Here is a 24,184-nt window from a genome sequence, read left to right as displayed (position 1 = left end):
GTTACCCCCGCGGCGGGTTGCGAACCAATGGCGGAGTTGTGAACACGAGGACTTGTTCGTAACTCGAAGACGTGCTCCACTGTCGGTCATCCTGTCGTCACCGAACGACACTGCCCTCCGGGAGCCGTCATGAGAAATGTCCTCCGGCGTACCGCGGCGAGCCTGGTGGCCGCCGTACTGCTCGCCACAACCCTCACTGCCTCGGCACAGGCCGCGGCGCCCCGCTCCGGGTTCGACAACTGGGCCTGCAAACCCTCCGCCGCCCATCCGAACCCGTTGGTGCTGCTGCACGGTCTCGGCGGCAACGGTCCCGGCAACTACTCGTTCCTCGGCCCGTACCTCGCGGCGAAGGGCTACTGCGCCTACACGCTCACCTACGGCCAGGCGACACCGCTCATCCCGGTCGGCGGCACAGTCTCGATCGTTCAGTCCTCGGCGCAGATCGAGGCGTTCGTCGACCGGGTCCGGCAGAGCACGGGCGCCGCGAAGGTCGACATCGTCGGCCACTCCGAGGGCGGCTTCCAGAGCCTGTACGGCCCGAAGGTCCGTGGGTACGCCGGCAAGGTCGGCAAGGTGGTCGCGCTCGCGCCGCCGACTCACGGTACGACGTTCGGTGGGCTGGTGAGCGTCGGCGACTACCTCGGTCTGCGCCCGCTGGTCGACCAGGTACTGCGCGATTTCGGCTGCCCGGCCTGCGACGAGATCATCGTCGGTGGTTCGGAGGTGGCGAAGCTGACCGCCGGGCCGATCGCCCAGCCGGGCGTGAAGTACACGGTGATCGCCTCGCGGTTCGACGCGCTGGTGACCCCGCACGAGACCTCGTTCATCCGCGAACCCGGCGTCAGGAACCAGTTCGTCCAGGACACCTGCCCGCTCGACCTGGTCGGGCACGTCGGACTCGCGTTCGACCCGACGGTCGCACAGCTCGTCGCCAACGCTCTTGATCCCGCGAACGCGCGGCGAGTGATCTGCGGCTTCGGCCCGCCGGTCTGAGCCTGGGCGAGGTGAGCCTGGGTGGTCAGAAGACCTGGGGGTGGCGCGGAGGCCGGCAGCAGGGGAGCCGGCCTCCGCGCCATCTCCGGCGCGCTCCGGTCAGGCGGTGCGGTCAGGCGGTGCGGTGCAGCGGCTGGGCCGGCGGCCCGATCAGAACGGCCGAACCGCAGGACACGCAGATCCGCTCGTCGGCCAGGTCATCGGCCGGCCGGTCGCCGGTCTGCACGAGTTCGAACGGGACCAGGTCGTCGCACAGTACGCAGTACCAGGTGTCGTCGATCGGTGTGTGTTGTCGGGTACGCATCAAAAACCCACCTCCGATGGTCCTTTTCAGGTTGCCACCGGAGATGGGTTCACCAGGTCAGCGACACGGGTTGGCGCGGTGTCGGCCGCAGGGTCAGTTGGTGCCGTCGTGCCAGTCGCGGCCGAGGTCGTGCTCCTTCTGCAGGCCCTTGCGAATGGCGTCGACCACGAACGGCTCGATCTTCTTGCCGATCAGCGGCACTGCGACCTTCACGTCGAGCTCGATCGACTGGACCGTCTCGCCGCCGGTCGCCGTGATCGTGGCGGTGCCTTTGAGCGTCACCGGCGTACCGGTGATCTCACCCTTCACGTCGGCGTTCCGCGACCCGTCCGCGTTGGCCGGGTGCCAGGTCTCGGTCTGGACGACGGTCAGCGTCCCGCCGACGAACTTGCGCGCGATGTCCGGTACGTCGTCGGCCGGCATCTCCCGCTGCACCCGCACGACGGTGTCGCCACCGGACGTGCTGACCTTGACGTCGTACGACAGCGCCTTGGTCTTCTCGCAGGCCTGCTCACGGAAGGTGGCGTCGGTGACGATCGCGAAGACTTCCTCGGGGGTGGCGTCATAAGACGCCGACATCTTCAGCTCCATGCCGCACATCATGGCATCCAGCCGTACGACGCCCCGCGCACCCGCCGCTGCTTGCTCCTGCGTCGCTCACCGACCACCTTCAGAGACCTATGAACTCCGTCGCCGAACGCCTCGGCTGTCTACGGAGAGGCCGGGAGCGACAGAGCCTTGCCGGAGTACAGGCGGTCGATCGTCGACCACCAGTCGCGGGCGCCTTGCTGGTCCAGAGGATCCATGCCGAGGACTTCGGTGATGCGGGTGCGAAGGAGCAGGGGAGACAGTTCGTGGGAGAGCAGGACGGCGGCCAACTGCTCGGGGTCGATGTCTGCGGCGACGATGCCGTTGGCCATCCAGTCGCGGACCACCGCAGTACGGGTTGTGTGGAGGAGGCGGTAGGCCTCGGTGCCGCGGTCGGAGTCTTCGGTGAGAAGGCGGGCGAGGTAGCTGCCGACGATGGGGTTGCCGAGACGTGCGTCGCCCACCGTGAGGCGGTCGGCGGAGCCTTCCTGGGTCGCCTGCGCCGCGAGCTGGACCATCTCGTTCAGCAAGGCGAGCACATGGTTGTCGACGGCAAGGATCAGCTCCTTTCGTGAGCCGAAGTGCTTGAGGATGAGCGGCTGGGACACCTCGGCCAAGTCGGCGATCTTTTTGAGCGACACCTCCGCGACGCCGTGGCGGCCGAAGAGCTCCAGTGCCGCCTCGCGGATTCGGGCCCGGGAGGTCAAGTCGTCGCGGTTCACCAGGTCAGGCTATCCATCTGGCTTGCACGAACATCGTTGGGTGAATGTATAGTCACTTTTGTGAACACTCATTCACCACTCTTTCGTAGTCTGGCCGGTGCTCAACTGGTTCGGAAGCGCTATGACGCGGTCCTGACGGCCTGGCCGGTTCGTGCCGAGCATCGGGTGGTCGGGACGGCGTTTGGGGACACGTTCGTCAGCCTTTCGGGTGATCCGGCCGCGCCACCGCTGGTGCTACTGCATGGCTCAGGCTCCAGTACGGCGGAGTGGGGCGAGAGCATCGAGACCCTCGCGCGGCATTTCCGTACGGTCGCCGTGGATCTCATCGGCGAACCGGGCCGCAGTGCGCCGACGCGCGCCGACCTCGACGCCGGGGAGATGGCCCAGTGGCTCGGTGAAGTGATGGATTCCTTGGATCTCGCCGCCGCAGAGGTCGCAGCGATATCACTCGGAGCCTGGGTGGCGGTTGACTTCGCCTCGCGGCATCCGGAGCGTGTTCGGCGGCTCGTGCTGCAGAGTCCGGCTGGTATCGGCCGGGCGAAGTACGGCTGGTTGCCGAAGGCGATCGTGGCTCAGATGCTGGGCGGGCGCGCCGTACGCCGCTCCGCCGCTCGAGTCGCGGGGCTCGATCTTCAGGAGCACAGCGCGATCCTCGATGGTGTCGCGCTGATCTTCACCCACTACAAGCCACGTCCAGGGGTGCCGCATCTCAGCGACGACATCCTGCGCCGAGTCGCTTCTCCCACGCTTGTTCTGGTCGGCGAGGCGGACGCGATGTACGACGCCGCTCAGACCGCCGAGCGCTCGAGTCGGTTGATCGAGAACTCCACCGTGCACACCGTTCCCCGTCCGTCCGTCCGGCCGGCCATGCCTTGCTCGGCCAGATTGAGCAGATCCTGAACTTCCTCAAGGCTTGAGCACCCGTACCGCGCCCTCGCCGTCGGCTGACAACAGATGGACGCCGAAGGGCCCCGGTGCCGAAGCACCGGGGCCCAAGGGGTTGTTGGATTGTCACCATCTACCGGCTGTGAGGCCGGGACTGCAGTTCCGCAGTGCGCCACGTGAAGGCTGTCACTGCGGGGATCGCTGAATGCGTAACCGAAGACCACCTTCCAATCTCGATGGAACCACGGCACCCGCCCGGCGAAGTACTGGCACTGGCGGGCGATCCGACGGTGTAATCCTTTCCCTTCTGAACTCTCGAACAACTACCGCAACTACTGATTGCCGTCCCTCAAGCCTGGAACCCCTTGCGACCACTGGCTCCAGCCGCTCTGAGCGGACCTTGGCGCGAAACCCGAGCCCCTGCACTGATCGGCCCGGCGGAGTCCGCCGTCGTACTTCCTTCAACACTTTTGGACAGGTCGTTGGCTGTCCACGTCAGCTTCGCTGTTCTTCTCTGTCAACACGAGGAACATTACCCCGTCCGGCGAGCAATGTCTAATCTCGCCAGCACAGATTTTGTGCGGGTCCGATCGAAGCTGTGCTCAGCAGCCGCCGGTGCTCAGCTCGCAGATGTCCGAGCGCACGGTGGAGACCTTGAGGTCGTCGTACCAGATCCAGGAGTCATTGGCCGGGGCGAACGAGGCGGTGGCGCCGCCCGCGAACGAGGAGAAGTACGCGCGGTTGATCAGGTCGCCGTTGCGGACGAAGCGCAGGCCCGAGATGCTGGCCGCGGAGACTCCGTTGAACCAGACCTGGATCTGGCCGTCGGCGTTCGCGTTGCCATTCGTCACGGTGTTCACCCGGACCCGCTGGACGATGTTCACCCAGGACCCGCGCGGCCACTTGATCCCGGCGCCGGCGGCGTTCGTCAGGTTCAGGTAGTCGCCGTACTCGCCGGCGTGGTTCATCGAGTAGTAGTAGATCGCCGCCTGGCCGCCGCTGCGCCAGATCGGCCGGACGGTGAATCCGTTGTAGCCGTTGCAGGGATCGCCGCCGGAGCAGGCGGCGCCGCCGGCCAGTCCGACGCCGACCTTGCCGGCGAATTCGGTCGTGCCCCAACTGAAGTCACTGCTGAACCGCACCCACTGCGACACGTAGTACTCCCGGGCGGAACTCAGGTCCAGCGGTATCTGCGCCCCGGAATCGGCCGGCCCGATCTTTCCCTTCGGATAGAAGATGCGCAGCGACTTGCTGCCGTTGTGGTGGAAATTGACGCCGTCGATCCAGCTCCGTGAACTGAATCCCTCGTCCCAGGCGGCGGTCCAGCCGTCGGTCTGCCAGGCCGCGCGGGTGTACGCCGATCCGCTGGCGGGCCGCTCGAACGTGTTCACCCGCAATGCGCTCACCTCGGCCGGCCGGTTGACGGGTGAGGGCGGCTCGGGCGCGGGCGCGGCGGCCGCCTGGGGCGAGCCGGCAGTACCGAGCGTGAGGGCGGTGAGCAGTGCCAGTGCTTTGATTCTTCTCATCGCGGAAACCTTCCTTGGAGAGAATGAATTTCTGGACAATTGCCGTGCCGCTCAGAATGAGGATTACCGCTTGAGTCGTCAATGCTTCGGAAATCATTCCTAATACATGCCTTGACGAGGGATGAATTGCCTTTCAGGATGAGCGACATGACGAACGAGCACGGACCCGACGAGGTGCCGCGAGGGATGAAGTTCCGGACCCTGGCGCACCAGTTGCGGGAGCAGATCCTGACCGGCCGATGGGCGGTCGGCGACCGGCTGCCGACCGAGCCGGAGTTGGCCCGGACCCATCAGGTCGGGATCAACACCGTGCGCCGTGCCGTCGACCTGCTGATCGACGACCACCTGGTCGCCCGGCGGCAGGGTGCGGGCACTTTCGTGCTCGCGGTCCCGGCGGACAGTGCGCTGCAGCGCAGGTTCGTCGGCGTACTGGTCCCCTCGACGTCGTACTTCTACCCGAAGGTGATCGAGGGGATCGAGCGGGTGCTGAGCGCGGCCGGCGTACGGGTGATCCTGTCCAGCTCGGAGTACAACCTCGATCGTGAGGCCGAGCAGACCAGGCAACTGCTGGACGCCGGAGTCGACGGACTCCTGCTGGTGCCCAACCTGCACCTGATGGCCGAGCCGGACCGGTACTTCGAGGAGCTGCCCGGCCTGCCCGTGCCGTACGCCCTGATCGAACGGCGTCCGCCTCACCCGGCACCTGACGACGCCACACCCTATGTCTGCACCAACCACCAGGGCGGCGCCTACGCGGCCGTCCGGCACCTGGTCGAGCTCGGGCACCGGCGGATCGGCCATCTCGGCCGGCACCGCACCGGTACCGCGGACGCGATCCACGCGGGCTACGAACGCGCGATCGCGGAGTTCGGTCTGCCGGTGCTGCCCATCGCCACCCAGCGGCGCGAGGAGTGGTCCTCCGAAGAACTCGCCGCCTACACCCGGACCTGCGTCGACAACGACGTCAGCGCGGTCTTCTGTCTCGGCGATCGTGATGCCTCCGCACTCGTCCTGCATGCCCGCAGACTCGGGCTGACGGTGCCGGACGATCTCGCGATCGTTGCCTATGACGACGAAGTGGCGGACCTCGGCGAGGTCCCGCTGACCGCCGTCTCCCCACCGAAGGCCGAGGTGGGGGCGCTGGCAGCAGAGCTCCTGCTACGCCGCCTCGGACAGGGCGAGACGACTCCCATACCTCAAGTCCAGCTGCAGCCACGCCTGGTCATCCGGGCCTCCTGCGGCGCCGAATCGGAGAACCGACCATGAACAACCTCACCAGGCGAGCCATCGCCCTGACCGCCGCGGGAGCGCTGCTGGCCACGCTCGCCGCGTGCGGTGACGGAAACAACGACGATGCGGCAAGTGGCGGCCAGATCAGCCTGAAGCTCGGGTACTACGCCGAGGCCGGTGGCGCCGCCGACAAGACGATGCGGGCCCTGGCCGAGGAGTTCGGCCGGCAGAACCCGAACATCAAGCTGGAGCTCTCGTCCGCGCCGTACGACGACTTCTTCACCCGCCTCCGCACCCAGCTGGCCGGCGGCAAGGCGCCCGACGTGTGGCTCTCGGACGGCGTGATGGTCCAGGAGTACGCCGGCCGCAACAGCCTGCGCGACCTCAGTGACTTCGCGGCCGGGATCAAGGCCGACGACTACTACGGCGTCGAGCTCAACAAAGATGCCGACGGCAAGCTCTTCGGCTTCCCGCAGGGCGCGCAGACTCCGGTGCTCTTCTACAACAAGAAGTTGTTCGCCGCCGCCAAGGTGGCACCGCCGACCGCGGAGTGGACCTACGACGACCTCGCCGCCGCGGCCAGGAAGCTGACCCGCGACACCAACGGTGACGGCAAGCCGGACGTCTGGGGGATGCGACTGTACTCGAAGAGCTTCACCGAGAGCTGGTGGCCGCAGATGAAGGCCTTCGGTGGCGAGATTCTTGCTGACAGCAACAAGAAGGTGACGATCGACAACCCGGGCAGCCGGGCGGCGCTGGACTGGACGCTCGACCAGCTCTACACCCAGAAGATCGGCCCCGACGTGGTCGGTACCGAAGCGCTGGGCGGCTCGCAGAACCTGTTCCCGAGCGGCCAGGTGGCGATGCAGTTCGGCATCTACGCCCGGGTGCTGCCCGCCGTCCAGGCCAAGGTCGACTTCGACGTCGCGCCGTTGCCGAAGGGACCGAGCGGCAAGCGCGGCAATGTCGCGGTGGTGAACTCCTGGGTGGTCAACCGGGCCGCGTCGGACCCGAAGGCGGAGGCCGCGTGGAAGTGGATCACGTACTTCGCCTCGGAGAAGCCGCAGACGCAGTGGACCGGTATCGGCGAGGCGATCCCGATCAACAAGGCGGTCGCGGCCTCGGAGGCGTTCCTCGAGCCCGGTACGGCGCCGGCCGCTCGGCAGGTCTTCGTCGACGCGCTGAAGGACTCCGACGACCTGGGCGTCAACCCGGTCTGGACGGAGTACACGAAGGCGCTGTCGACCGAGATCAACCAGGCTCTGTCGAAGGACAAGAGCGTCGCGGACGCCACGAAGGCCGCTCAGCAGTCGGCCCAGCAGGTCATTGACCGCTTCTCCGCGGCGAAATGAGCCGGCGGGCCTGGGCGACGCTGTTCGCGTCGCCGTACCTGCTGCATCTCCTGGTGCTGACGGCCTGGCCCGTGCTCGCGCTGGCGTATCTGAGCTTCACCGACTACGACACGATGAGCGCTCCCAGCTGGATCGGCCTCGGCAACTTCCGCCGGCTCGCGGGTGACGAGGCGTTCTGGAAGACCCTCCTGAACACCGGCTACTTCGCCGTCCTCTACGTCCCCGCCCAGACCTTCCTCGCCCTCGTGCTGGCGGTCGCCCTGAACCAGAAGCTCCGCTTCATCTCCGTTCTCCGCGGCGCGTACTTCGTTCCGGTGATCTCCTCCTGGGTAGTGATCGCGTACGTCGCCGACGCCGTCTTCAACCCGAAGTCCGGTCTCGCCAACTCGGTCCTGGCCAAGCTCGGACTTCCCGAACAGGTCTGGCTGCAGAGCCCGGTGCTGGTCATCCCGACCCTCGCGCTGGTCGCGGTCTGGAAGGGCGTCGGCGCGATGATGGTGCTCTTCCTGGCCGGCCTGCAGACCATCCCGAAGGAGTTGTACGAGGCGGCCGAGACCGACGGCGGCAACGCCTGGCAGCGGTTCCGCCACGTCACGCTGCCGGGTGTTTCGGGCACCACGTTCCTGGTCCTGGTGCTCTCCACGATCACCACGCTGCAGGCGTTCGAGCAGATCTTCGTGATGACCGGCGGTGGCCCGAACGAGGCCAGCGAGCTGACCGTGCTCTACATGTACCGGCAGGGCTTCGAGTACTTCCAGATGGGGTACGGCGCCGCGATCGCCTGGGTGCTCTTCGCCCTGACCCTGCTGCTCACCCTCGCTCAACTCAAACTGCAGAAGCGGTGGGTCCACTATGCGTAGCAGCACCCGTTCCAACGCCGTCGCGTACGCCGTACTGGTGCTGGGCGCCGCCGTGATGGTGCTGCCGTTCCTGGCATCGATCGGCAACTCGCTGAAGAGCTTCGCGCAGTACATCCAGATTCCACCGGCCTGGGTCCCCGATCCGATCCAGTGGGACAACTACGCCGCTGTCTGGGAACGCGCGCCCTTCGGGCGGTATGCGTTCAACAGTCTGCTGATCGCCGTTCTGGCGGTGCTGGGCAACCTGATCACCAGCTCGATGGTCGGTCACGCCCTGGCCCGGATGAAGCTGCCGGGCCGGGAAGCCCTGCTCGCGGCGGCTCTGGCAACCCTGATGCTGCCGACGGTCGTGACGATCATCCCGAGCTTCATCCTCTACAAGCAGCTCGGCTGGCTGGACACGATCCTGCCGCTGGTGATGCCGTACTGGCTGGCCACTCCGTTCGGGATCTTCCTGATGCGGCAGACCTTCCTGGCCATCCCGCGCGACTTCGAGCAGGCGGCGATGATCGACGGCGCCAACCCGTGGCAGGTGTTCTGGCGGATCCACCTGCCGCTGGCCAAACCCGCGCTGGCCACCCTCGGGGTCTTCACCTTCATGGCCTCCTGGGGTGCCGTGCTGGAACCCAAGATCTACCTCACCTCACCCGAGAACTACACCCTGCCGATCGGCGTGATGAGCCTGCGCGGCCAGTTCGTCGGCAACGACCAGCTCGTCACGGCGGCCGCCCTGATGTCACTGGTCCCGATCCTGCTGCTCTTCCTGTTCGCCCAGCGGTACTTCGTCAGCGGCGCGACCGCCGGCGGCGTCAAAGGCTGATTCCTGAAAGGACCACTGTGGTGACCCACAGCAGAAAGTTCCGGCTCGGTCTGGTCGGTGCGGGCGGCGTCGCCGTCCTGCACGCCGACGCGGCCGCTGCCCTGCCCGATGTCGAGGTGACCGCCGTCTGCGATCCGCGGCTCGAGGCGGCCGGTGAACTCGCTTCCCGAACGGGAGCGCTGGCCTTCTCCAGTCACACGGCGATGTTCCGGTCCTGCGACCTGGACGGCGTGGTGGTGACCGCGCCGCACACGTTGCACGCGCCGATCACGGTCGACGCGGCCCGGCACGGGCTGCACGTGCTGGTGGAGAAGCCGATGGCGACCAGCGTCAGCGACTGCCTGCTGATGATCGACGCCTGCCGCCAGTACGGCGTACGGCTCGGGGTCGGGCATGTCGTGCACTTCCTGCCGGGGGTGATCGAGGCCAGACGCATCCTGACCTCGGGGGAGCTGGGGGTTCCGCTGACGATCACCGAGCGGCGGACGGCGCACTACTCGCCGGGTTCGCGGCCGGCCTGGTTCTTCGACCGATCGCTGGCCGGTGGCGGCATCGTGATGAACGTCGGAATCCACAGCATCGACAAGGCCCAGTGGCTGGGGGCGGCGCCGGCAACTCGGGTGCTCGGGCACGTGGCGCAGAAGCCGGGGATGTCGGTCGAGACGGAGGCGCTGGCGATGCTGCAGCTGCAGAACGGCGTACGGGTGTCGCTGTCGCTGGCCGGAACCGGGCTGCCGTTCCAGGACGAGACCGAGATCGTCTGCGAGCAGGGGGCGCTGCGGTTGTCGCGGCGTGACGGGGTGTGGATCTACCGGGAGTCCGAGGAGGTCCAGCTGCTGCCCGCGGCCGAATCCGAGATCGGGGTGGCCTTCGGGGCGCAGCTCGAGGACTTCGTCGAGGCGTGCCGTGACGATCGTGAACCCGCGGTCAGTGGTGCTTATGGGCAGTCGGTGATCGCGACGGCGATCGCGATCTACGAATCGTCGGCGTCGGGCGAGCAGATCGCTGTCCCGCATCTGGGCGAGCTGGTGCAGCGATGAGAGTCCGCGCGACGATGCTGGCGATCGCGTTGATCGCCGGCTTGGTTCAACCCTTGAGCCAAGCCCAGGCCGAAGTCTCCGCCGATCCTCCGCCGCCAGCAGGCAACCTGGTGCTCAACCCAGGGTTCGAGGCCGGGGCGGCGAGTCCGGCCAGTTGGACGTTGTCCAGCAGAACGACCTGGGACACCGCCGCCACCGGCCGCTCTTTGCGGATCTCTTCAACCACCGGTGCCGGCTGGGAGGGAGCCACCTCCGCGTCCTTCGGGCTGGACGGACGGCGAGTTTCGCAGGTGACCGTGTCGGGACGGATGAAGCTCGACGGGGTGACGCAGGGACCGAGCGTGGACAACCAGGCGAAGCTGTACATCGCCTTCGTCAACGCGAGTGGCACCAAGAGCTGGCAAGGCATTCGCCTCCAAGGGACGCAGGACTGGACCGACCAGCCCGCCACGTACGCCGTACCGGCTGGAACCGTCTCGGCGTTCCTAAGCCTGGCGCTCGATCGGGCGGTCGGGACGGTGTGGTTCGACGACCTGACGGTGACCGCGAAGCAGCCGGTCAACCTCGTGGCCAACCCGGGCTTCGAGACCGTCGGGACCGATCCGGCCTGCCCGGCCACGAGCTGGTGTACGCCGTACCAGAGCCAGGTCTACGATCTCGACACCACCGAGGTCTCGTCCGGCACGCGATCGCTGCGGATCAAGGGCGTTCCCGGCAAGAAGGTCGGCGGCTTCGTCACCACCCAGATCGACCAGGCCACCTGGCCGGTGATCACCGTGGGCGCCGATCTCAAGGCCGACCGGATCGTCTCGTCCGACTTCACCGACACTCCTGGTGGGGTTCGCGTCTCGCTCAACTTCTCCTACGTCGACGCGGCCGGCCAGACGGTCTACACCGGCTCCTCGATCATCGCCGGTGTCATCACTGGCAGCCGCGACTGGGCCCGGATCGAAGGCACTCTGCGCCTTCCACCGAAGACGAAACGGGTTCAGGTCATCCCCACGGTGACGAACGCGAGCGGCACGATGTGGCTGGACAACGTGACGATCACCCCGGAGTCCAACTGGGTGTCACCGACCATCGTGGCCAAGTCCGCGGCGGCCGGTGCCCAGGTTGTCCACTACGCCACGATCACCAACCGCCGCGAGGTTGCCGACACCTTCCGGTTGGGTCTCGACGACTCGGCGCTCACACCCTTCACCGCTGAGGTCGAGCCGGCCACCACGGCACTGCTGCAACCTGGACAGTCGGTCCAGGCCAAAGTCACAGTGACCGTTCCGCCAGGTCAGCAGGTCGGCGCGGTCCGTCAGGTCAAGCTCACCGCTGCCCCGAGCGGTGCCCCCGATCTGACTCAGCTCGCCTGGCTCAACACCACCGTGGCTGCCCAGGCCGACCGTGGTGAGCAGCCGCAGGTCTTCAACACCCCTGCCGAGTTGGATGCCCTACGCAACAAGATCGCCGCGCAGGGCTGGGCCAAGGACGCCTACACCAAGGTGGTGAAGGCCGAGGCCGACGCCTGGCTGACCCGGCCGCTCGATCAGACCATGTTCCACAACGCCTGGAGCGGCAACTACAAGTGCCCGGGCACGAACACCTCCCTGCAGTTCGACTTCGCCAAGCCCACCGAGCACCGCTGCCCGATCGACGGCAAGGTGTACTCCGGTGAGCCCTACGACAGCTCCTGGATCGAGATCTGGCACAACAACGCGGCGCAGGGCGCGGCCGACCTCGGTCTGGCCTACCAGTTGACGCCGGCCACGGATCCCGCCCGGGCGCAGTACGCGGCCAAGGCTCGGGACATCCTCCGGTACTACGCCGACCGGTTCCTCTCGGTCCCGTTGAACGGGCTCTACGGCCGCGTGCACTACCAGGTGCTGGACGAGGCGGTCGTCTCGATCGGACTGGTCGATGCGTACGACCTGATCCACGAGACCCTGACCCCGGGGGAGCGGGTGGACCTCGAGCAGAACCTGCTCCGGCCGATGGCCGACCTGCTGATCTCCTGGCCGACCTCGACGTCGAACTTCCAGGCCTGGTCCGCCGCCGGGATCTACTCGATCGGTGCCGCGATCAACGATCCCGGCTACCGAGCCTACGCGCTGCGCGACCCCGAAGCCGGCCTGGAGTTCCTGCTCGACAAGGCCCGGATGGAGGACGGCTGGTGGTGGGAAGGCTCGGCCAGCTACCACATCTACGCGTTGCAGGCGCTCACGAGTCTGGTGACGGCTGCGCGCAATCTGCCCGAGGGACAGCCGGACGGGCGCGACTACACGAACGATCCGCGGTTCAAGCAGATGTACACGACGATGCTGCCCTACCTGTATCCCGATCTGACCATCCCCGCGGCCGGCGACGGCGGCAACTGGGGACGCAGGTTCGGCGTGAGCTTCGCGCAGTTCGCGGAATGGGCCTACGGCCAGTACCACGATCCGCGGTTCGCCGCCGCGCTCGACTACGCCTACACGAACGCGAAACTCCCGAGGACCGATCGCTGGGCGTTGCGGTACGGCGCCGACAGCGTCCCGCCGAGTTCGGGGTTGCGGGTCAGCAGCAAGAACCACCAGAGTCTCGGCGAGGCGACCATGCACTCGGGGAACGGCCGCAACCTGACGCCCAACCCGGGCTTCGAGGACGACGACTACTGGAAGCTGAACGGCGCGGTGCCGGACAGCGACGTGGTGTTCGACGGCGAACGCTCGATGAAGGTCACCGGGAGTGCTCAGCAGGACGTTCCGCTCGACGGCAGCCGGGTCGCCGGCGTCAAACTGTCGGCGATGGCGAAGGGCACCGGCAAGCTCACGGCGGTCTTCCTCGATGGCGCCGGTCGGGCGATTGCCACTCGCACCCGGCCAGTCAACGGAGCGGACTGGGCGGCGTACCACCTTGATGCGCAGGTGCCACCGGCAGCGCGAGGTGTCGAACTGAAGCTCGAGGGAACCGCCTGGTTCGACAATGTCGATTTGTGGACCGGCAACCTGATCCGGGACCCCGGCTTCGAGGGCAAGGCGTTCGGCTGGACGAAGACAGGCAGCGTGGCGATCGCTCCGCTGCCCTATCGCGGAGTCAGGGCAGCCGGGGTGATGGGGGCCGGACTCCAGCGCAACGGCTGGTCGACCGAGATCCCGGTGATCGGTGGCAACGTGGCGAAGCTGACCCTCGGCGCGAAGGTGCGTGCCGTGGGGCTGGTTCCGTTGGGCGGTGGTGGCCGGCTCCAACTGGACTTCCTCGCCAAGGACGGGTCGGTGAAGCTGAGCCGGACGGAGAGTTTCCACGGCACGTTCGGCTGGAGCGACAGGACGATCGCGACCGGCGTACCGGCTGAGACGGTGAAGGTACGGGTGAGTCTGGTGGTCGAGAAGGCCGCCGGGATCGCCTGGTTCGACGATGTCACGCTGGGCTTCGTCCATGCCATCGATCCGTTCCAGGCCAACTACCTGCGCCTCGACTACGGCATCCCCGGCGGCACCCACGGTCACGCCGACAAGTTGCACCTCGATGTGGCCGGCGCGGGTGGTCTGCAGTCGACAGACCTCGGCCAGGTGTACGGCGCCTCCAACGCGGACCTGACCGAGAACTGGTACCGCGAGACCGTCTCGCACAACACCGTGGTCGTCGACGGCACCAGCCAGGACCGCAACGCCCGCGGCACCCTGAAGTACTTCGGCGTCACTCCGCGGCTCCAGGTCGCCGACGCCGAAGTGCAGGGGGCGTACGCGAGCGTTCCCACGGCCAAGGACGTCGAGCTCCGCCGGGCGGTGCTGATGACCGACGACTACACCCTCGACGTCTTCGATGCGAAGGGCACGACGGCACACACCTTCGACCAGTCCTGGCACGGATCCGGGGCGCTCACCCTGGGCAAGGTGGCGATGACCCCGACGCCCTGCCCGAGCCCACCTTGCGTACTCGACCCGGCCGACAAGAACTTCGGATACCACCGGCTGACCAACGTTGCCGAAGGCACGGCAGCCGACGGTCAGTGGACCGGCACCTGGTCGGACGGCCTGAAGCTCACCGCCCTGGAACCGGAGGCCACCAAGGTTCTGCACGAAACCGGACCCGGCCCCGCCTCGACCGGTACGCCGATCCCGTTCGTGCTGGCCCGCCGCGAAGGCGTCACCAGCACCCGCTACACCACACTGCTGGAGACCTCGCCGACCACCACCGCGGTACGCCGAATCGCCAACGGACACGTGCAGGTCGACCTGGCCGACGGTACCCAGGACGACCTCCTGTACGACGGCAACGGCTACGCGTTGATCAAGCGCGACCAGCACGCCTTGCGTAGCGTCGACCTGTTGCAGCGGTCCACGGTGGGGACCTATGTCGAAGCAACACGCACGCTGGACAAGGCCTCCGTGGTCTACGCCGGCACGACGCTCAGGATCGACGTCGGCCGCTCCGCCCGGCCGCAACCGGTCACGATGAAGATCTACGCGCCCGGAGTACGCAAGGTGACTCTCAACAACAGCCCGATCGAGGCGGTCAGCGCCGGCCGCGACTACCTGAAGGTGACCTTCGTTGCTTGACGAACCGGTGGTGGGCGCTGCAGGAGACCTGCGGCGCCCTGCGGGACGACATCGGTGCTGCGGAGGCATCGCGACACCGCGCTAGCGACCTGCTTCTGAAATTCGTGCCATGAGTCTTGGGTGGCTGTATCTCTGAATCTGGGCGGTTGGCGGGGAGGACCTTGTCCGGGGCCGTGGTGGGTTCTCCTCCCGATCCGGGCTATTTCCCTCCCCAACTCCTGCTGGGAAGGATGACAGGTCGGCGAGCTTAGGAGGTGGTGGCTGCCAGGATCCCTCCCAGGGCGCTCGCCTGGGTTCGCCAGTCGCGGGGGTTGGGGCCGACGCCGGTCCAGCGTTGGCCGAGGCGATTGAGGGAGTCCCGGTCGGACTGCCAGATGGTGTCGGACTGGCGCTGCGCGTAGGTGCGGTACGCCGCGGCGCCGGTGGTGTCGGCCAGATCGGTCAGGTAGCGCATGAAGATGCCCTTGAACTGCTTCTGGTTGTCGTCGCAGGTGGCGCTGCCGACGTCGCAGGACTCGGTCAGGATGCCGTTCGGGCTGAGAAGCGACGAGGTGATCGCAGCGTCGGCCAGTTGGCGGGCGGTGGTGAGGAGGGCCGGGTTGCCGGTGGCTCGCCAGAGTTCGAGGGCGCCGCCGATCGCGAGGCCCTGGTTGTAGGTCCAGACGGTCTGCCCGTTGTTCGCGCAGTTGGTGGTGATGCCGTCGTTGACCAGGTCGGCGGAGTTGATCATTCCGCTGGCCTGGTACCAGTTCCAGCCGGTTGTTGCCCGTTGCAACCAGACGGTGTCACCGGGCAGCCGGTTGTGCAGCGCGGCGGTCAGCCGGACGTACAGGCCGTTGGTGATCGCGTTCTTGTAGGTGCGTTCGCGGTCCCACCACACGCCGCCACCGCAGGTGCTGGTGTCCCAGTAGCTGTGCACGTAGTCGGCGATGGTGACGGCCATGTCGAGGTACTTGCGGTCACCGGTCAGGTCATAGGCCTGGATCCAGGCGAGCGCCCACCACTCGGTGTCGTCGATCGCGCGGCTGATGAAGTTGCCCTCGATCGCGTCGCCGCTCTTCGTCCCGGCCGGGAAGACACCCAAGTTGGCGGTGAAGGTCCGGTCGATGATCCAGCGCAGGTCCGTGCGGCTGGTGCGCTGCTGATAGTCCATCACCGTGGTGACGGCCACGGCGGAGTTCCACCAGCTCGACTGCCACCACGCGGAGTCGGGTCGATAGGAGTACATCAAGGCGTCAGCCGCGGCAGCAGCCCGATCGGTTGCCGGCCGAGCCCACGCAGTACAGCTTCCACCGGCTCCCTCCACCGCTCGGCCACACGCCCGTACTGCGCCGCCGTACAGCTTGGATCTCGGGTCCTTCGTCGCGAAGAGCGCGGTCCTGGCCGAGGTCGCTCCAGCCGGCACGCCGAGGCGGCCCAGAGAGGAGCCGCCCGGCCACGAGGCGCCTTCGTTCCACGATCGGTCGAGCCAGATCTCGTCGCCTGCCCGGCCGGTGTCGATGCTCGCCCACGCCATCCCGCGTTGATCGACGTGCAGGGCGATCCGGCGATTCGAGAGCGTGGTGGAGGGGACTGGCTGACTGTCGCCGACCGGGTTGGTCGAGCCGTCGCAGGCCGTGTCACACACCTTGAGGTGAGCCCAGTCGGTGCAGACGACACCGCTCGCGTCACCGCAGGCCCGGATCACGCCACGCCGGTGCCCGGCCGGATCGGCCTGGTTGTACATCAGCGTCCGCGTTCCGGTCCAGGCCGAAGGGATCGTTGCTCGACCCAACAGTCCGTCCCAGGTCGCGCCACCGTCCCAGCTCCGGTCCAGCCAGACCGCGTTGCCCGCGGTCCCGTTGTCGATACTGGCCCAGCCCATCGCGTCCTTGCCGGACACGTGCAACACGATCCGGCGTCCGTTGAGCACCTTCTCCGCCACGGGGAAGGTGTCTTCCTGTGCCCGCGACGGATCCAGCGTGTCACAAGCGACCGAACACACCTGTACTGCTTGGGCTTTCGCCTCGGCGGCCGGTGCCGGAAGCAGCACCGCCAGCAGGACCGTGGCCAGCAGGACCCTCATCCTCAGCCTCCGAGCCCGGCCGTGTCGGCCCAGGTGGTGTCAGCGTCGTAGCTGCTCGCGCCGTCCCACGGATTGCCACCGCCGGCAACGGCTATGTAGACGGACTCGGTGGCGTGCCGCACGTAGTGGGTCGGGTAGTTGAACGACTGGAGCGAGACGTTCCCAGTGCCGCCTGCTCGCGCCGGCTGCGCGCAGAACGTCGCGTCCTTGGCATAGGTGGCCGTGCCGTCGTTGGCGTCCTTGTGCAGCCGGTAACCGCGATGCCGCAGGTACTGTCCCGGGAAGTTGCGGGACTCCAGCGAGTAACAACTGCTCTCCGCCAATCCCGGCCGGACGACGAAGCTCGCGTCCTGCCTGGCTTGCAGAGGTGATGCCGCATCGATGACATCGGTCCGGGCAGCGCCGTCCAGGTGTCGCAGATACCGGTTGGTGTACCCAGGGGTGGTCACGCGGAACGAGCGCACCTGCCCCTCGGCGAGATCGGCTCCGCTTCGCCACCAGGCCGGTACGACGTTCCAGGTCGAGTCCTCGCGGAAGGAACCACCAGTGTCGCGGTCGAGCCAGACCTCCGCGTTGCGGTGGCGTAGGTAGTACCCCGGCAGGTTCTTCGACTCCAGCGACGTACCGCCGCCGCTCAGCCCCTCGCGCGCGCAGAAGGTGGCATCGGCGGCGAAGCTGCCGCCAGTACTGGCTGCTCGCTGGATACGGAAGTTGGAGTGCCGCAGGTACTGGCCGGGGAAGTTGCGGGATTCGAACGAGTAGCAGGCAGCGTCCGCCAGACCTGGGCGGACCCAGAAAGCACTGTCCTGCTTGAGCACCTTGCTGCTGGCGGCATTGACGACCTCGGTCGCGGCCACGCCGTTCAGGTGCCGGAGGTAGCGCGTCTGGAGCCCGGTGGTGGTCACCTTCAGGGCCGCCAGACTGCCGGTCGTCAGCACGGTCCCCTTGGCCGCGGCAAGCACCTTGAGGTTGGCCTCGCGGACCTTGGCGAAGTCCATCTTCCGGACCTGCCGGTCGTAGGTGTAGAAACCGTTGATCTCGTCCTCGACGTCGGTCGGCTCGGTGTAGACGCTCGCGGACAGCCCGGACCCGTTGATCAGGTCGGGGAGCTGGCTGGTGATCTGCACGTACCGGTTCGTCAACGCCGCCGGAGTCGGCAGCATCTCGTAGGCGAAGGTGTCGCCGGTCGACCACTCGTGACCGGGCACGTGCAGCCCGAGTCCGCCGTACTCGCCGAGCGCGAGGATCCGGGTCGCCGAGGGCGTCCTGGCGACCGCCGGCCCGACGTACATGTGGTCGTCGATCACGTCGCCGTTGCCGGGATCGGGATCGGAGTCGCAACAGTTCGAGCCCGAGTTGTGGTTCACCAGCCGGGTCGGGTCGAGGCTCTTCACCAGGTCGGCGATCCGGCCGGCGTCGAACTCGCCCCAGCCCTCGTTGAACGGGACCCACTGGACGATCGACGTGATGCCCTTGTGGTTCTCGATCATCCGGCGCAGCTCGGTCTCGTACCGCGCTTCGCCGGCCGCCGACGCGTTCCGGCCGGCCACCAGCGAGGGCATGTCCTGCCAGACCATCAGACCGAGCTTGTCGGCGTGGTAGAACCAGCGCGCCGACTCGACCTTGATGTGTTTGCGCACCAGGTTGAAGCCGAGTGCCTTCTGCTGCTCGAGGTCGAACCGCAGCGCCTCGTCGGTGGGAGCGGTGGACAGCCCGTCGGGCCAGTAGCCCTGGTCCAGGGTGCCGAGCTGGAAGACGAACTTGCCGTTGAGGGTCGGTCGCAGGACGCCGCCGAGCATCGCCTTGCCGACCGACCGCATCCCGAAGTACCCACCGACGCTGTCGCCGCTGCCCAGGGTGACCCTGAGGTCGTACAGGAAAGGGTCGTCGGGGGACCACAGTCTGGCGTTGGGGACCGGGATGCGGAACTGCGTGCCGGTCGTACCGGTCGCCTGGCCGACCACTTGACCGCCGGAGACGACCTGAGCGGTGACGGTCTGACCGGAGGTGCCCTGGACGGTCAGGTCCAGAGCGCCCGCGGCGACGTTCGGGGTGGTGTCGAGGCGGGTGATCCGCGCGGCGCTGGTCGGCTCGAGCCAGACTGTCTGCCAGATGCCCGAGGTCGGGGTGTACCAGATGCCGCCGCGGTTCAGCCGCTGCTTGCCGAGCGGGATGTCCTCGGCGTCGACGGGGTTCCGGACGCCGACGATGATCTCGTTGGATCCTGCCCGCAGCGCCGGCGTCACGTCGTACGAGAACGCGTCGTAGCCGCCCTCGTGGGTGCCGAGCAGAGTGCCGTTGACCCACACCTTGGACTGCCACATGACCGCGCCGAAGTTGAGCTGGATCCGCTGACCGGACCAGCCGGCCGGCACCGTGAAGGTGCGGCGGTAGTACATCCGGTGCTCGTGCCGTTCGATGCCGGACAGCGCCGACTCGATCGGGAAGGGCACCAGGACTTCCTCGGCCAGGTTGACGCCGACCGGTGGGGTGTCGAGGTTTGCGGCGGGCGCGAACTGCCAGATGCCGTTGAGGCTCTGCCATTGGAAGCGGGTGAGTTGCGGTCGCGGGTACTCCGGCAGCGGATTGCTGGTCGAGACCTGGTTGGACCAAGGAGTCGGCAGGCGAGGAGGCTTCGGGGCGAACGCGACTGCTGCCGTCTCACGTTCTCCACTCGGTACTGCGCCTGCGGCTGGTGTGGCCAGCGCGGATGCCAGCAGGCCGGCGATCAGCGCGGCCGTCAGTGCGAGGCGGCGCTTCACGAGACCGCGTTCAGCAGGTCGAGGGCGCTGTGCTGGCGGGCCGCGTCGAGTTTGTCGATCGGGCCGTACCAGCGCAGACCGTACTGATCCATCGGCGTCCGGTCGGCGGCGAAGGCCCGATCGGCCTGCCGTTTGAGGTAGCCCGTGTACGGGCGGTCGGACAGCGCGGCGTTCAGCTGGCCGAGACCGCGGACGTGCGCACCCTTGAACGACGGCCCGTCACCGGCGCAATCCCCACTCTCACAGGGCTCTCGGAGGATTCCGTCGGCGGTGTTCAAGCTTGCGGAGGTGGTCGCGGCATCCGCGATCTGCCGGGCTCTGGTGAGGTAGCTGGTGTTCCCGGTGGCCTTGGACAACTCGGTGAGGGCTCCGAGCAACACTCCCTGGTTGTAGCTCCAGGCAACGTCTCCGTTGTTCTTGCAGGTGGTGAGACTGATGCCGTCGTTCACCAGGTTCGAGCTGTTGATCATCTGGGTCTGCTGGAACCAGGTCCAGCCGTTCTGCGCCCGTTGCAGGTACGTCGTGTCGCCCGCGATCCGGTTGTGCAGGGCAGCGCTCAGCTGGATGTACAGCGAGTTGGTGATCGCGTTCTTGTAGGTCTTCGCCTGACTCCACCAGACCCCGCCGCCGCAGGTGTTGTCCCAGTGCGCCGCCATGTGGTCGGCGTCGGCCCGGGCCGTCCGCAGGTACCGCGCTTCGCCGGTCAGATCGTAGGCAGCGATCCACGCGAGACCCCACCAGCCGGTGTCGTCGATGTAGTCGTTGCGGAACTGACCCTGCTGGGCGTTGAGGTTCAGGTCGTACGTGCGGCCGATCGCGTACCGGTAGCTGTTCATGCCCGACACCCGGGCGTTGTCGATGATCGCGGTGAGCGCGTTGGCCGAGTTCCACCAGCCGGTCGTGTCGAAGAGCCCGGTCGACCGGTTGTAGAACTGCATCTGCGCGGTCGCCGCGGCGGTCCGCCGGTCCCACGCGTTCCAGGTGGTGCGCGCCCACGGCGTACAGGCGATCTCGCCGCGGTCGCCGGCCTTGCCGCAGGCTCGGAGCGCACCGACGCCCTGGTTGTTCCAGTCGTCGACGTTGAACATCTGGCTGCGCCAGCCGGTCTGGCCGCCGGGAACGACGGTGTTGCCGAGCCGGCTGTCACCGGACCAGCTGCGGCCACCGTCCATCGAGCGGTCCAGCCAGACCTCGTCGCCGGGGCTGCCGTTCGCGATCGACGCCCAGCCCATCGCATCGGCGTCGTCGAAGTGCAGCCGGATCGTCCGGCCGAAGATCCCCGCGGTGACGGGGGACCGGTCGCCGGGGGAGAGGGCCGGATCGCGGGAGTCGCAGTACTTGTTGCAGATGGTCGCCTGGACTGCCACGCTCACCGCCGGAGTGGAGGGTGGGACCGGCGGAGGAGCTCCGACCGGAGCAGACATCGTTGTCAGGGCGACAACGGAAACGATTCCAACGATCATGATGTTCTCCCTGGGGCGGAGGAAGAGAGCGCTTTCATTGAAAGTAGGGCGCGCTGTGTGAAGACGTCAATACTGAAGGTGATCGAATTTGTGGGAAAACGTCGGACCAGGCCGACGCCTTCACCTGGCCCAGCTACTTGTTCAGCGCAGTGAGAGTGGTGCCGGTGGTGAGTCGGCCCGTAACGGTGACAGCTCGCGTGCTCCTGGCGGGCTGGGTGACCAGATTGCCCTTGAACGCCTTGCCGTTGACCATGATGCGATCCACCCTGCGGCTACCGGCGGCCAGGAGGTAGGAACCACCGGCCGGCGCCTTCCAGTAGGTGGAGGCCAAGACGTTCTGGTCGAAGCGGCTGCAGGCAGCGGTGTTGACCGCCTGGCCCGCAGCGGCGGCAGGTACGCCGGGGGCCAGCAGGTGAGCACTGGCCCAGCCGTTGCCTTCCCAGGTGTCCGAGCGGGTGCAGACCCAGCTGCCACGGCCGCCACCCGGCAATGGCTGCTCGGCGAAGATCCAGTTGTTGGCGGACCGGATGCCCTGGTTCTGAAGGGATTGCAGGCTGCAAGCGGTCTTTGCCCAGCCGAGCAGGGCAGCGCTGCTGGTCGCTTCGCGAGGGGACCGTGCGGCGCCACTCGACGGCGGTGGCATGTAGGTGAGGTGCACCGGACTGAGCCCGCCCAGATGCGTCAGCAGGAAAGCGTGCTTCTCTGCGACCGTCGACGCCGACCGGAGCTGCAGTGTGGGCCAGGAGGAGCAGGTGGGGGCAGCAACTGCGGCGGTGATGCCGTCGACCCGGTCGAGACCGGTTGACCGCGAGTTGGGCTTCACCAGGTCCCGCAGGCCTACCGTGGCGATCCAAGGGGCCGTGAGGAAGCGAACACCTTTGGCTGATTCACTGATGGCGACTGCGGCGGCCGTGGTGACGTCTGCGTCGTCGGCGCGAGCCACGACGAGTCCTGCGCCTGCGGTGTAGCGGGCGAGACGCTGGCCGTCGTACAGGAGGACTATGGGCTTGCTGTCCACGGTGCCGGCGTACAGGAGTTGTGGGGGCTGGTTGGGCGCAGCGGTCGGCGTACCGGCTACTGCGGTGACACCGGCGCCGGTGGACCAAGCGCTGAGCGCCTTGGTCAGGAGTGCCTTGTCTGCCAGGAGATCGCCGCGCGGTGCCCAGGCGGTGAAGTCGACGCGTGCTGTGTCCTGCCAGCGGTTCGCGTCGGTACGACGCAGTCCGTCGGCCGTCAGCTTCGACGCGAGCACCAGGCGGTTCTGCGACTGCTGCGGGCCGGCTGCTGGTTCTTCGGCACCGGCCGTGGCGATCAGCGAGACCAAGATGGCCAGCGCGATGACTCCTGTGACAGCGATGGCCACCGCGCGGCCGCGGGCCTTGCGGCGCATCAGGTCGGTCGGGGCCAAGCGGACGTCGCAGGGGTCGAAGACCGAGGCATCCAGCGGACCACCCAGGCCGGCGGCTGTGCTCTCCTCAAGGAGGGCAGCCTCGTTGATCGCGGCCTGAGGGTGCTGGATCCCCATCGCCCGCAGTTGCAGCTCGGTCTCGTCCACGCAGAGCCGCTCGGCTCGCACGAGTGCCCAGGCTGCCCGCGCCTCGGGGCTCAGGCTGCTCAGCGCCAGGTCCAGCGCGAGGTCGTCGGCGGCGCCGGACTGCGGGAACAGCCGGAGACCCCAGACCTGCGGGAGGAGGCGGAGCGGCGTACGGGAGGAGGCTTGTTTGATGGCGTCCCGGACGACGCGGCGGCGAAGGAAGTCGAAGGCGTCGGTCTCGCCGGTCAGCTGCCGCTCGAGCCGGCGGCGGTCCGGAAGCGCGCGCTGGACGACGCCGTGCGCGGTCAGGATGCGCCGATGCCGGCCGAGTGAGGCGGGCAGGATCAGGTACGCGAGCCGGACCAGCCGCGGATAGCCGTCCAGCAATGCTGCTTCGACCTCGGCCGGGCCGAGGGCCGGCGCCGCGGTTCCGGCAGGACTGGTGCCGCGGTCGGCCAAAACGTCGATGTGGCCCATGACTGGCTACCTACTCCTCAGATCGGCTCTAGCACCCCACCGAGAGCCCAACGAGCGACATTGCTCCTGGTCACACCTGGGAGCCGACGGATGCCGGACTCGTTGTGGCGGATGCCGGACTCGTTGTAAGGCCGATCTCACCCGCGGTGATCCCGGTTATCCTCGGCCCGTGAGCGAGAAGAGCGGAATTCAGCCCAGCGGTGAAGCGGTGACCGGCCGGTGGGACGGGGTCGACGTCCACTTCGGCGAAGAAGGTGGGCGGCTCACCTACGGCAGCTACCTGCGGTTGGGCGAGCTGCTCGATCAGCAGCGGCTGGAGTCGGACCCGCCGGCGCACGACGAGCTGCTGTTCATCACGATCCACCAGGTCTACGAGCTGTGGTTCAAGCAGGTGCTGCACGAGATGACGGCGTCGCGGGACGCGATGCTGGCCGGCCAGATCTGGCGGGCCCAGCACCTGCTGCGGCGGGTGCACACGATCGAGCGGACGCTGACCCAGCAGGTCGACATCCTGGAGACGATGACGCCGCAGGACTTCGGTGAGTTCCGGCACCGGTTGTCGCCGGCCAGCGGGTTCCAGTCGGTGCAGTTCCGGGAGATCGAGTTCCTGTCCGCGGCCAAGGACCCGTCGTTCGTGAAGCGCTTCCGTGGGCTGTCGGAGGCAGAGAAGGTCCGGCTCGATCAGCGGCTGACCGAGCCGACCCTGTGGGACGCCTTCCTGTCGGTGCTCGACCGGGCAGGTTTCTCCACCGCCGACGAGGACGACCTCCGCAAGGCGCTCCAGACGGTGGCCGGCGATCGCGGCAGTTACGCCGAGATCTGGGAGCTGGCCGAAGCGCTGCTCCAGCACGACGAACTCGCCGCTGCCTGGCGCGCCCGCCACGTGGTGATGGTCGAGCGGATGATCGGCACGAAACCCGGCACCGGCGGTTCGTCCGGCGCCGGCTACCTGCGCAGCCGTCTCGACCTGCGCTACTACCCGCTGCTCTGGCAGCTCCGCAGCTCGCTCTGACCCACCGAGCTGGCAGGCCGAC

Annotated in this window: 17 protein-coding genes; 9 read left to right on the top strand and 8 right to left on the bottom strand. The window is 67.6% G+C overall.

All coding sequences use genetic code 11. The features are described from left to right. Window positions 1-129: 129 nt before the first annotated feature. Complete coding sequence (locus OX958_RS28550) at window positions 130-993, top strand: alpha/beta fold hydrolase (RefSeq protein ID WP_270132954.1); 864 nt, start codon at window positions 130-132, stop codon at window positions 991-993. A gap of 112 nt (window positions 994-1,105) precedes the next feature. Here OX958_RS28550 and OX958_RS28545 read toward each other — a convergent pair whose 3' ends face one another. From OX958_RS28545 to OX958_RS28535, 3 genes are all read right to left on the bottom strand, one after another. Further along, window positions 1,106-1,297, bottom strand: a complete 192-nt coding sequence (locus tag OX958_RS28545; RefSeq protein WP_270132953.1) for a hypothetical protein — start codon at window positions 1,295-1,297, stop codon at window positions 1,106-1,108. A gap of 93 nt (window positions 1,298-1,390) precedes the next feature. Beyond that, window positions 1,391-1,888: a DUF2505 domain-containing protein gene (locus OX958_RS28540; RefSeq protein WP_270132952.1), complete on the bottom strand. Its 498-nt coding sequence runs from the start codon at window positions 1,886-1,888 to the stop codon at window positions 1,391-1,393. A gap of 119 nt (window positions 1,889-2,007) precedes the next feature. Then, on the bottom strand, window positions 2,008-2,607 hold the full coding sequence (locus OX958_RS28535; protein ID WP_270132951.1) for a TetR/AcrR family transcriptional regulator: 600 nt from the start codon (window positions 2,605-2,607) through the stop codon (window positions 2,008-2,010). 60 nt (window positions 2,608-2,667) lie between these two features. Here OX958_RS28535 and OX958_RS28530 point away from each other — a divergent pair, with 60 nt between their 5' ends. Continuing rightward, complete coding sequence (locus tag OX958_RS28530; RefSeq protein WP_270132950.1) at window positions 2,668-3,507, top strand: alpha/beta fold hydrolase; 840 nt, start codon at window positions 2,668-2,670, stop codon at window positions 3,505-3,507. 587 nt (window positions 3,508-4,094) lie between these two features. Here the strand turns inward: OX958_RS28530 and OX958_RS28525 are convergent. Then, window positions 4,095-5,018 (bottom strand): polysaccharide lyase, encoded by a 924-nt coding sequence (locus OX958_RS28525; protein ID WP_270132949.1) that lies wholly within the window; start codon window positions 5,016-5,018, stop codon window positions 4,095-4,097. A gap of 138 nt (window positions 5,019-5,156) precedes the next feature. Here OX958_RS28525 and OX958_RS28520 point away from each other — a divergent pair, with 138 nt between their 5' ends. The 6 genes from OX958_RS28520 to OX958_RS28495 are packed head-to-tail and all read left to right on the top strand — an operon-like array spanning window position 5,157 to window position 14,849. Continuing rightward, the gene (locus tag OX958_RS28520; RefSeq protein ID WP_270132948.1) at window positions 5,157-6,284 is read left to right on the top strand and encodes a GntR family transcriptional regulator; all 1,128 of its coding nucleotides are present in this window, start codon (window positions 5,157-5,159) and stop codon (window positions 6,282-6,284) included. Then, window positions 6,281-7,600, top strand: coding sequence for an ABC transporter substrate-binding protein (locus tag OX958_RS28515; RefSeq protein WP_270132947.1), 1,320 nt, complete (start codon window positions 6,281-6,283; stop codon window positions 7,598-7,600). Before OX958_RS28520 ends, OX958_RS28515 begins: the two co-directional genes overlap by 4 nt. After that, the gene (locus tag OX958_RS28510; protein WP_270132946.1) at window positions 7,597-8,460 is read left to right on the top strand and encodes a carbohydrate ABC transporter permease; all 864 of its coding nucleotides are present in this window, start codon (window positions 7,597-7,599) and stop codon (window positions 8,458-8,460) included. The genes OX958_RS28515 and OX958_RS28510 overlap by 4 nt, the downstream gene beginning before the upstream one ends. After that, the gene (locus OX958_RS28505) at window positions 8,453-9,280 is read left to right on the top strand and encodes a carbohydrate ABC transporter permease (RefSeq protein WP_270132944.1); all 828 of its coding nucleotides are present in this window, start codon (window positions 8,453-8,455) and stop codon (window positions 9,278-9,280) included. The genes OX958_RS28510 and OX958_RS28505 overlap by 8 nt, the downstream gene beginning before the upstream one ends. A 20-nt stretch (window positions 9,281-9,300) precedes the next feature. Beyond that, on the top strand, window positions 9,301-10,320 hold the full coding sequence (locus OX958_RS28500; protein WP_270132942.1) for a Gfo/Idh/MocA family protein: 1,020 nt from the start codon (window positions 9,301-9,303) through the stop codon (window positions 10,318-10,320). Continuing rightward, complete coding sequence (locus tag OX958_RS28495; protein WP_270132941.1) at window positions 10,317-14,849, top strand: heparinase II/III domain-containing protein; 4,533 nt, start codon at window positions 10,317-10,319, stop codon at window positions 14,847-14,849. The genes OX958_RS28500 and OX958_RS28495 overlap by 4 nt, the downstream gene beginning before the upstream one ends. 247 nt (window positions 14,850-15,096) lie before the next feature. Here the strand turns inward: OX958_RS28495 and OX958_RS28490 are convergent, their stop codons facing one another. The 4 genes from OX958_RS28490 to OX958_RS28475 form a co-directional block, all read right to left on the bottom strand. Further along, the gene (locus tag OX958_RS28490) at window positions 15,097-16,914 is read right to left on the bottom strand and encodes a glycoside hydrolase family 76 protein (protein WP_270132940.1); all 1,818 of its coding nucleotides are present in this window, start codon (window positions 16,912-16,914) and stop codon (window positions 15,097-15,099) included. 2 nt (window positions 16,915-16,916) lie between these two features. Next, complete coding sequence (locus OX958_RS28485; protein WP_270132938.1) at window positions 16,917-19,676, bottom strand: AbfB domain-containing protein; 2,760 nt, start codon at window positions 19,674-19,676, stop codon at window positions 16,917-16,919. Further along, window positions 19,673-21,049, bottom strand: coding sequence for a glycoside hydrolase family 76 protein (locus tag OX958_RS28480; protein ID WP_270132936.1), 1,377 nt, complete (start codon window positions 21,047-21,049; stop codon window positions 19,673-19,675). Before OX958_RS28480 ends, OX958_RS28485 begins: the two co-directional genes overlap by 4 nt. A 223-nt stretch (window positions 21,050-21,272) precedes the next feature. Beyond that, on the bottom strand, window positions 21,273-23,150 hold the full coding sequence (locus tag OX958_RS28475) for a hypothetical protein (RefSeq protein WP_270132935.1): 1,878 nt from the start codon (window positions 23,148-23,150) through the stop codon (window positions 21,273-21,275). A 169-nt stretch (window positions 23,151-23,319) separates the two neighbouring features. On the opposite strand from OX958_RS28475, the gene OX958_RS28470 reads away from it, so the two are divergent. Continuing rightward, complete coding sequence (locus OX958_RS28470; RefSeq protein WP_270132933.1) at window positions 23,320-24,162, top strand: tryptophan 2,3-dioxygenase; 843 nt, start codon at window positions 23,320-23,322, stop codon at window positions 24,160-24,162. Window positions 24,163-24,184 lie beyond the last annotated feature (22 nt).

This window comes from Kribbella sp. CA-293567 (genome assembly GCF_027627575.1).
Classification (GTDB): Bacteria; Actinomycetota; Actinomycetes; order Propionibacteriales; family Kribbellaceae; genus Kribbella.
The sequence above is the reverse complement of the archived record's forward strand: the minus strand, read 5'-3'. Positions and strand labels throughout refer to the sequence as shown.

What these genes read in the sequence shown, in the direction of transcription:
- OX958_RS28495 (WP_270132941.1), top strand. Translation starts at nt 10,317, where the DNA reads ATGAGAGTCCGCGCGACGATGCTGGCGATCGCGTTGATCGCCGGCTTG.
- OX958_RS28510 (WP_270132946.1), top strand. Translation starts at nt 7,597, where the DNA reads ATGAGCCGGCGGGCCTGGGCGACGCTGTTCGCGTCGCCGTACCTGCTG.
- OX958_RS28545 (WP_270132953.1), bottom strand. Translation starts at nt 1,297, where the DNA reads ATGCGTACCCGACAACACACACCGATCGACGACACCTGGTACTGCGTA.
- OX958_RS28540 (WP_270132952.1), bottom strand. Translation starts at nt 1,888, where the DNA reads ATGGAGCTGAAGATGTCGGCGTCTTATGACGCCACCCCCGAGGAAGTC.
- OX958_RS28550 (WP_270132954.1), top strand. Translation starts at nt 130, where the DNA reads ATGAGAAATGTCCTCCGGCGTACCGCGGCGAGCCTGGTGGCCGCCGTA.
- OX958_RS28520 (WP_270132948.1), top strand. Translation starts at nt 5,157, where the DNA reads ATGAGCGACATGACGAACGAGCACGGACCCGACGAGGTGCCGCGAGGG.
- OX958_RS28515 (WP_270132947.1), top strand. Translation starts at nt 6,281, where the DNA reads ATGAACAACCTCACCAGGCGAGCCATCGCCCTGACCGCCGCGGGAGCG.
- OX958_RS28490 (WP_270132940.1), bottom strand. Translation starts at nt 16,914, where the DNA reads ATGAGGGTCCTGCTGGCCACGGTCCTGCTGGCGGTGCTGCTTCCGGCA.
- OX958_RS28525 (WP_270132949.1), bottom strand. Translation starts at nt 5,018, where the DNA reads ATGAGAAGAATCAAAGCACTGGCACTGCTCACCGCCCTCACGCTCGGT.
- OX958_RS28475 (WP_270132935.1), bottom strand. Translation starts at nt 23,150, where the DNA reads ATGGGCCACATCGACGTTTTGGCCGACCGCGGCACCAGTCCTGCCGGA.
- OX958_RS28505 (WP_270132944.1), top strand. Translation starts at nt 8,453, where the DNA reads ATGCGTAGCAGCACCCGTTCCAACGCCGTCGCGTACGCCGTACTGGTG.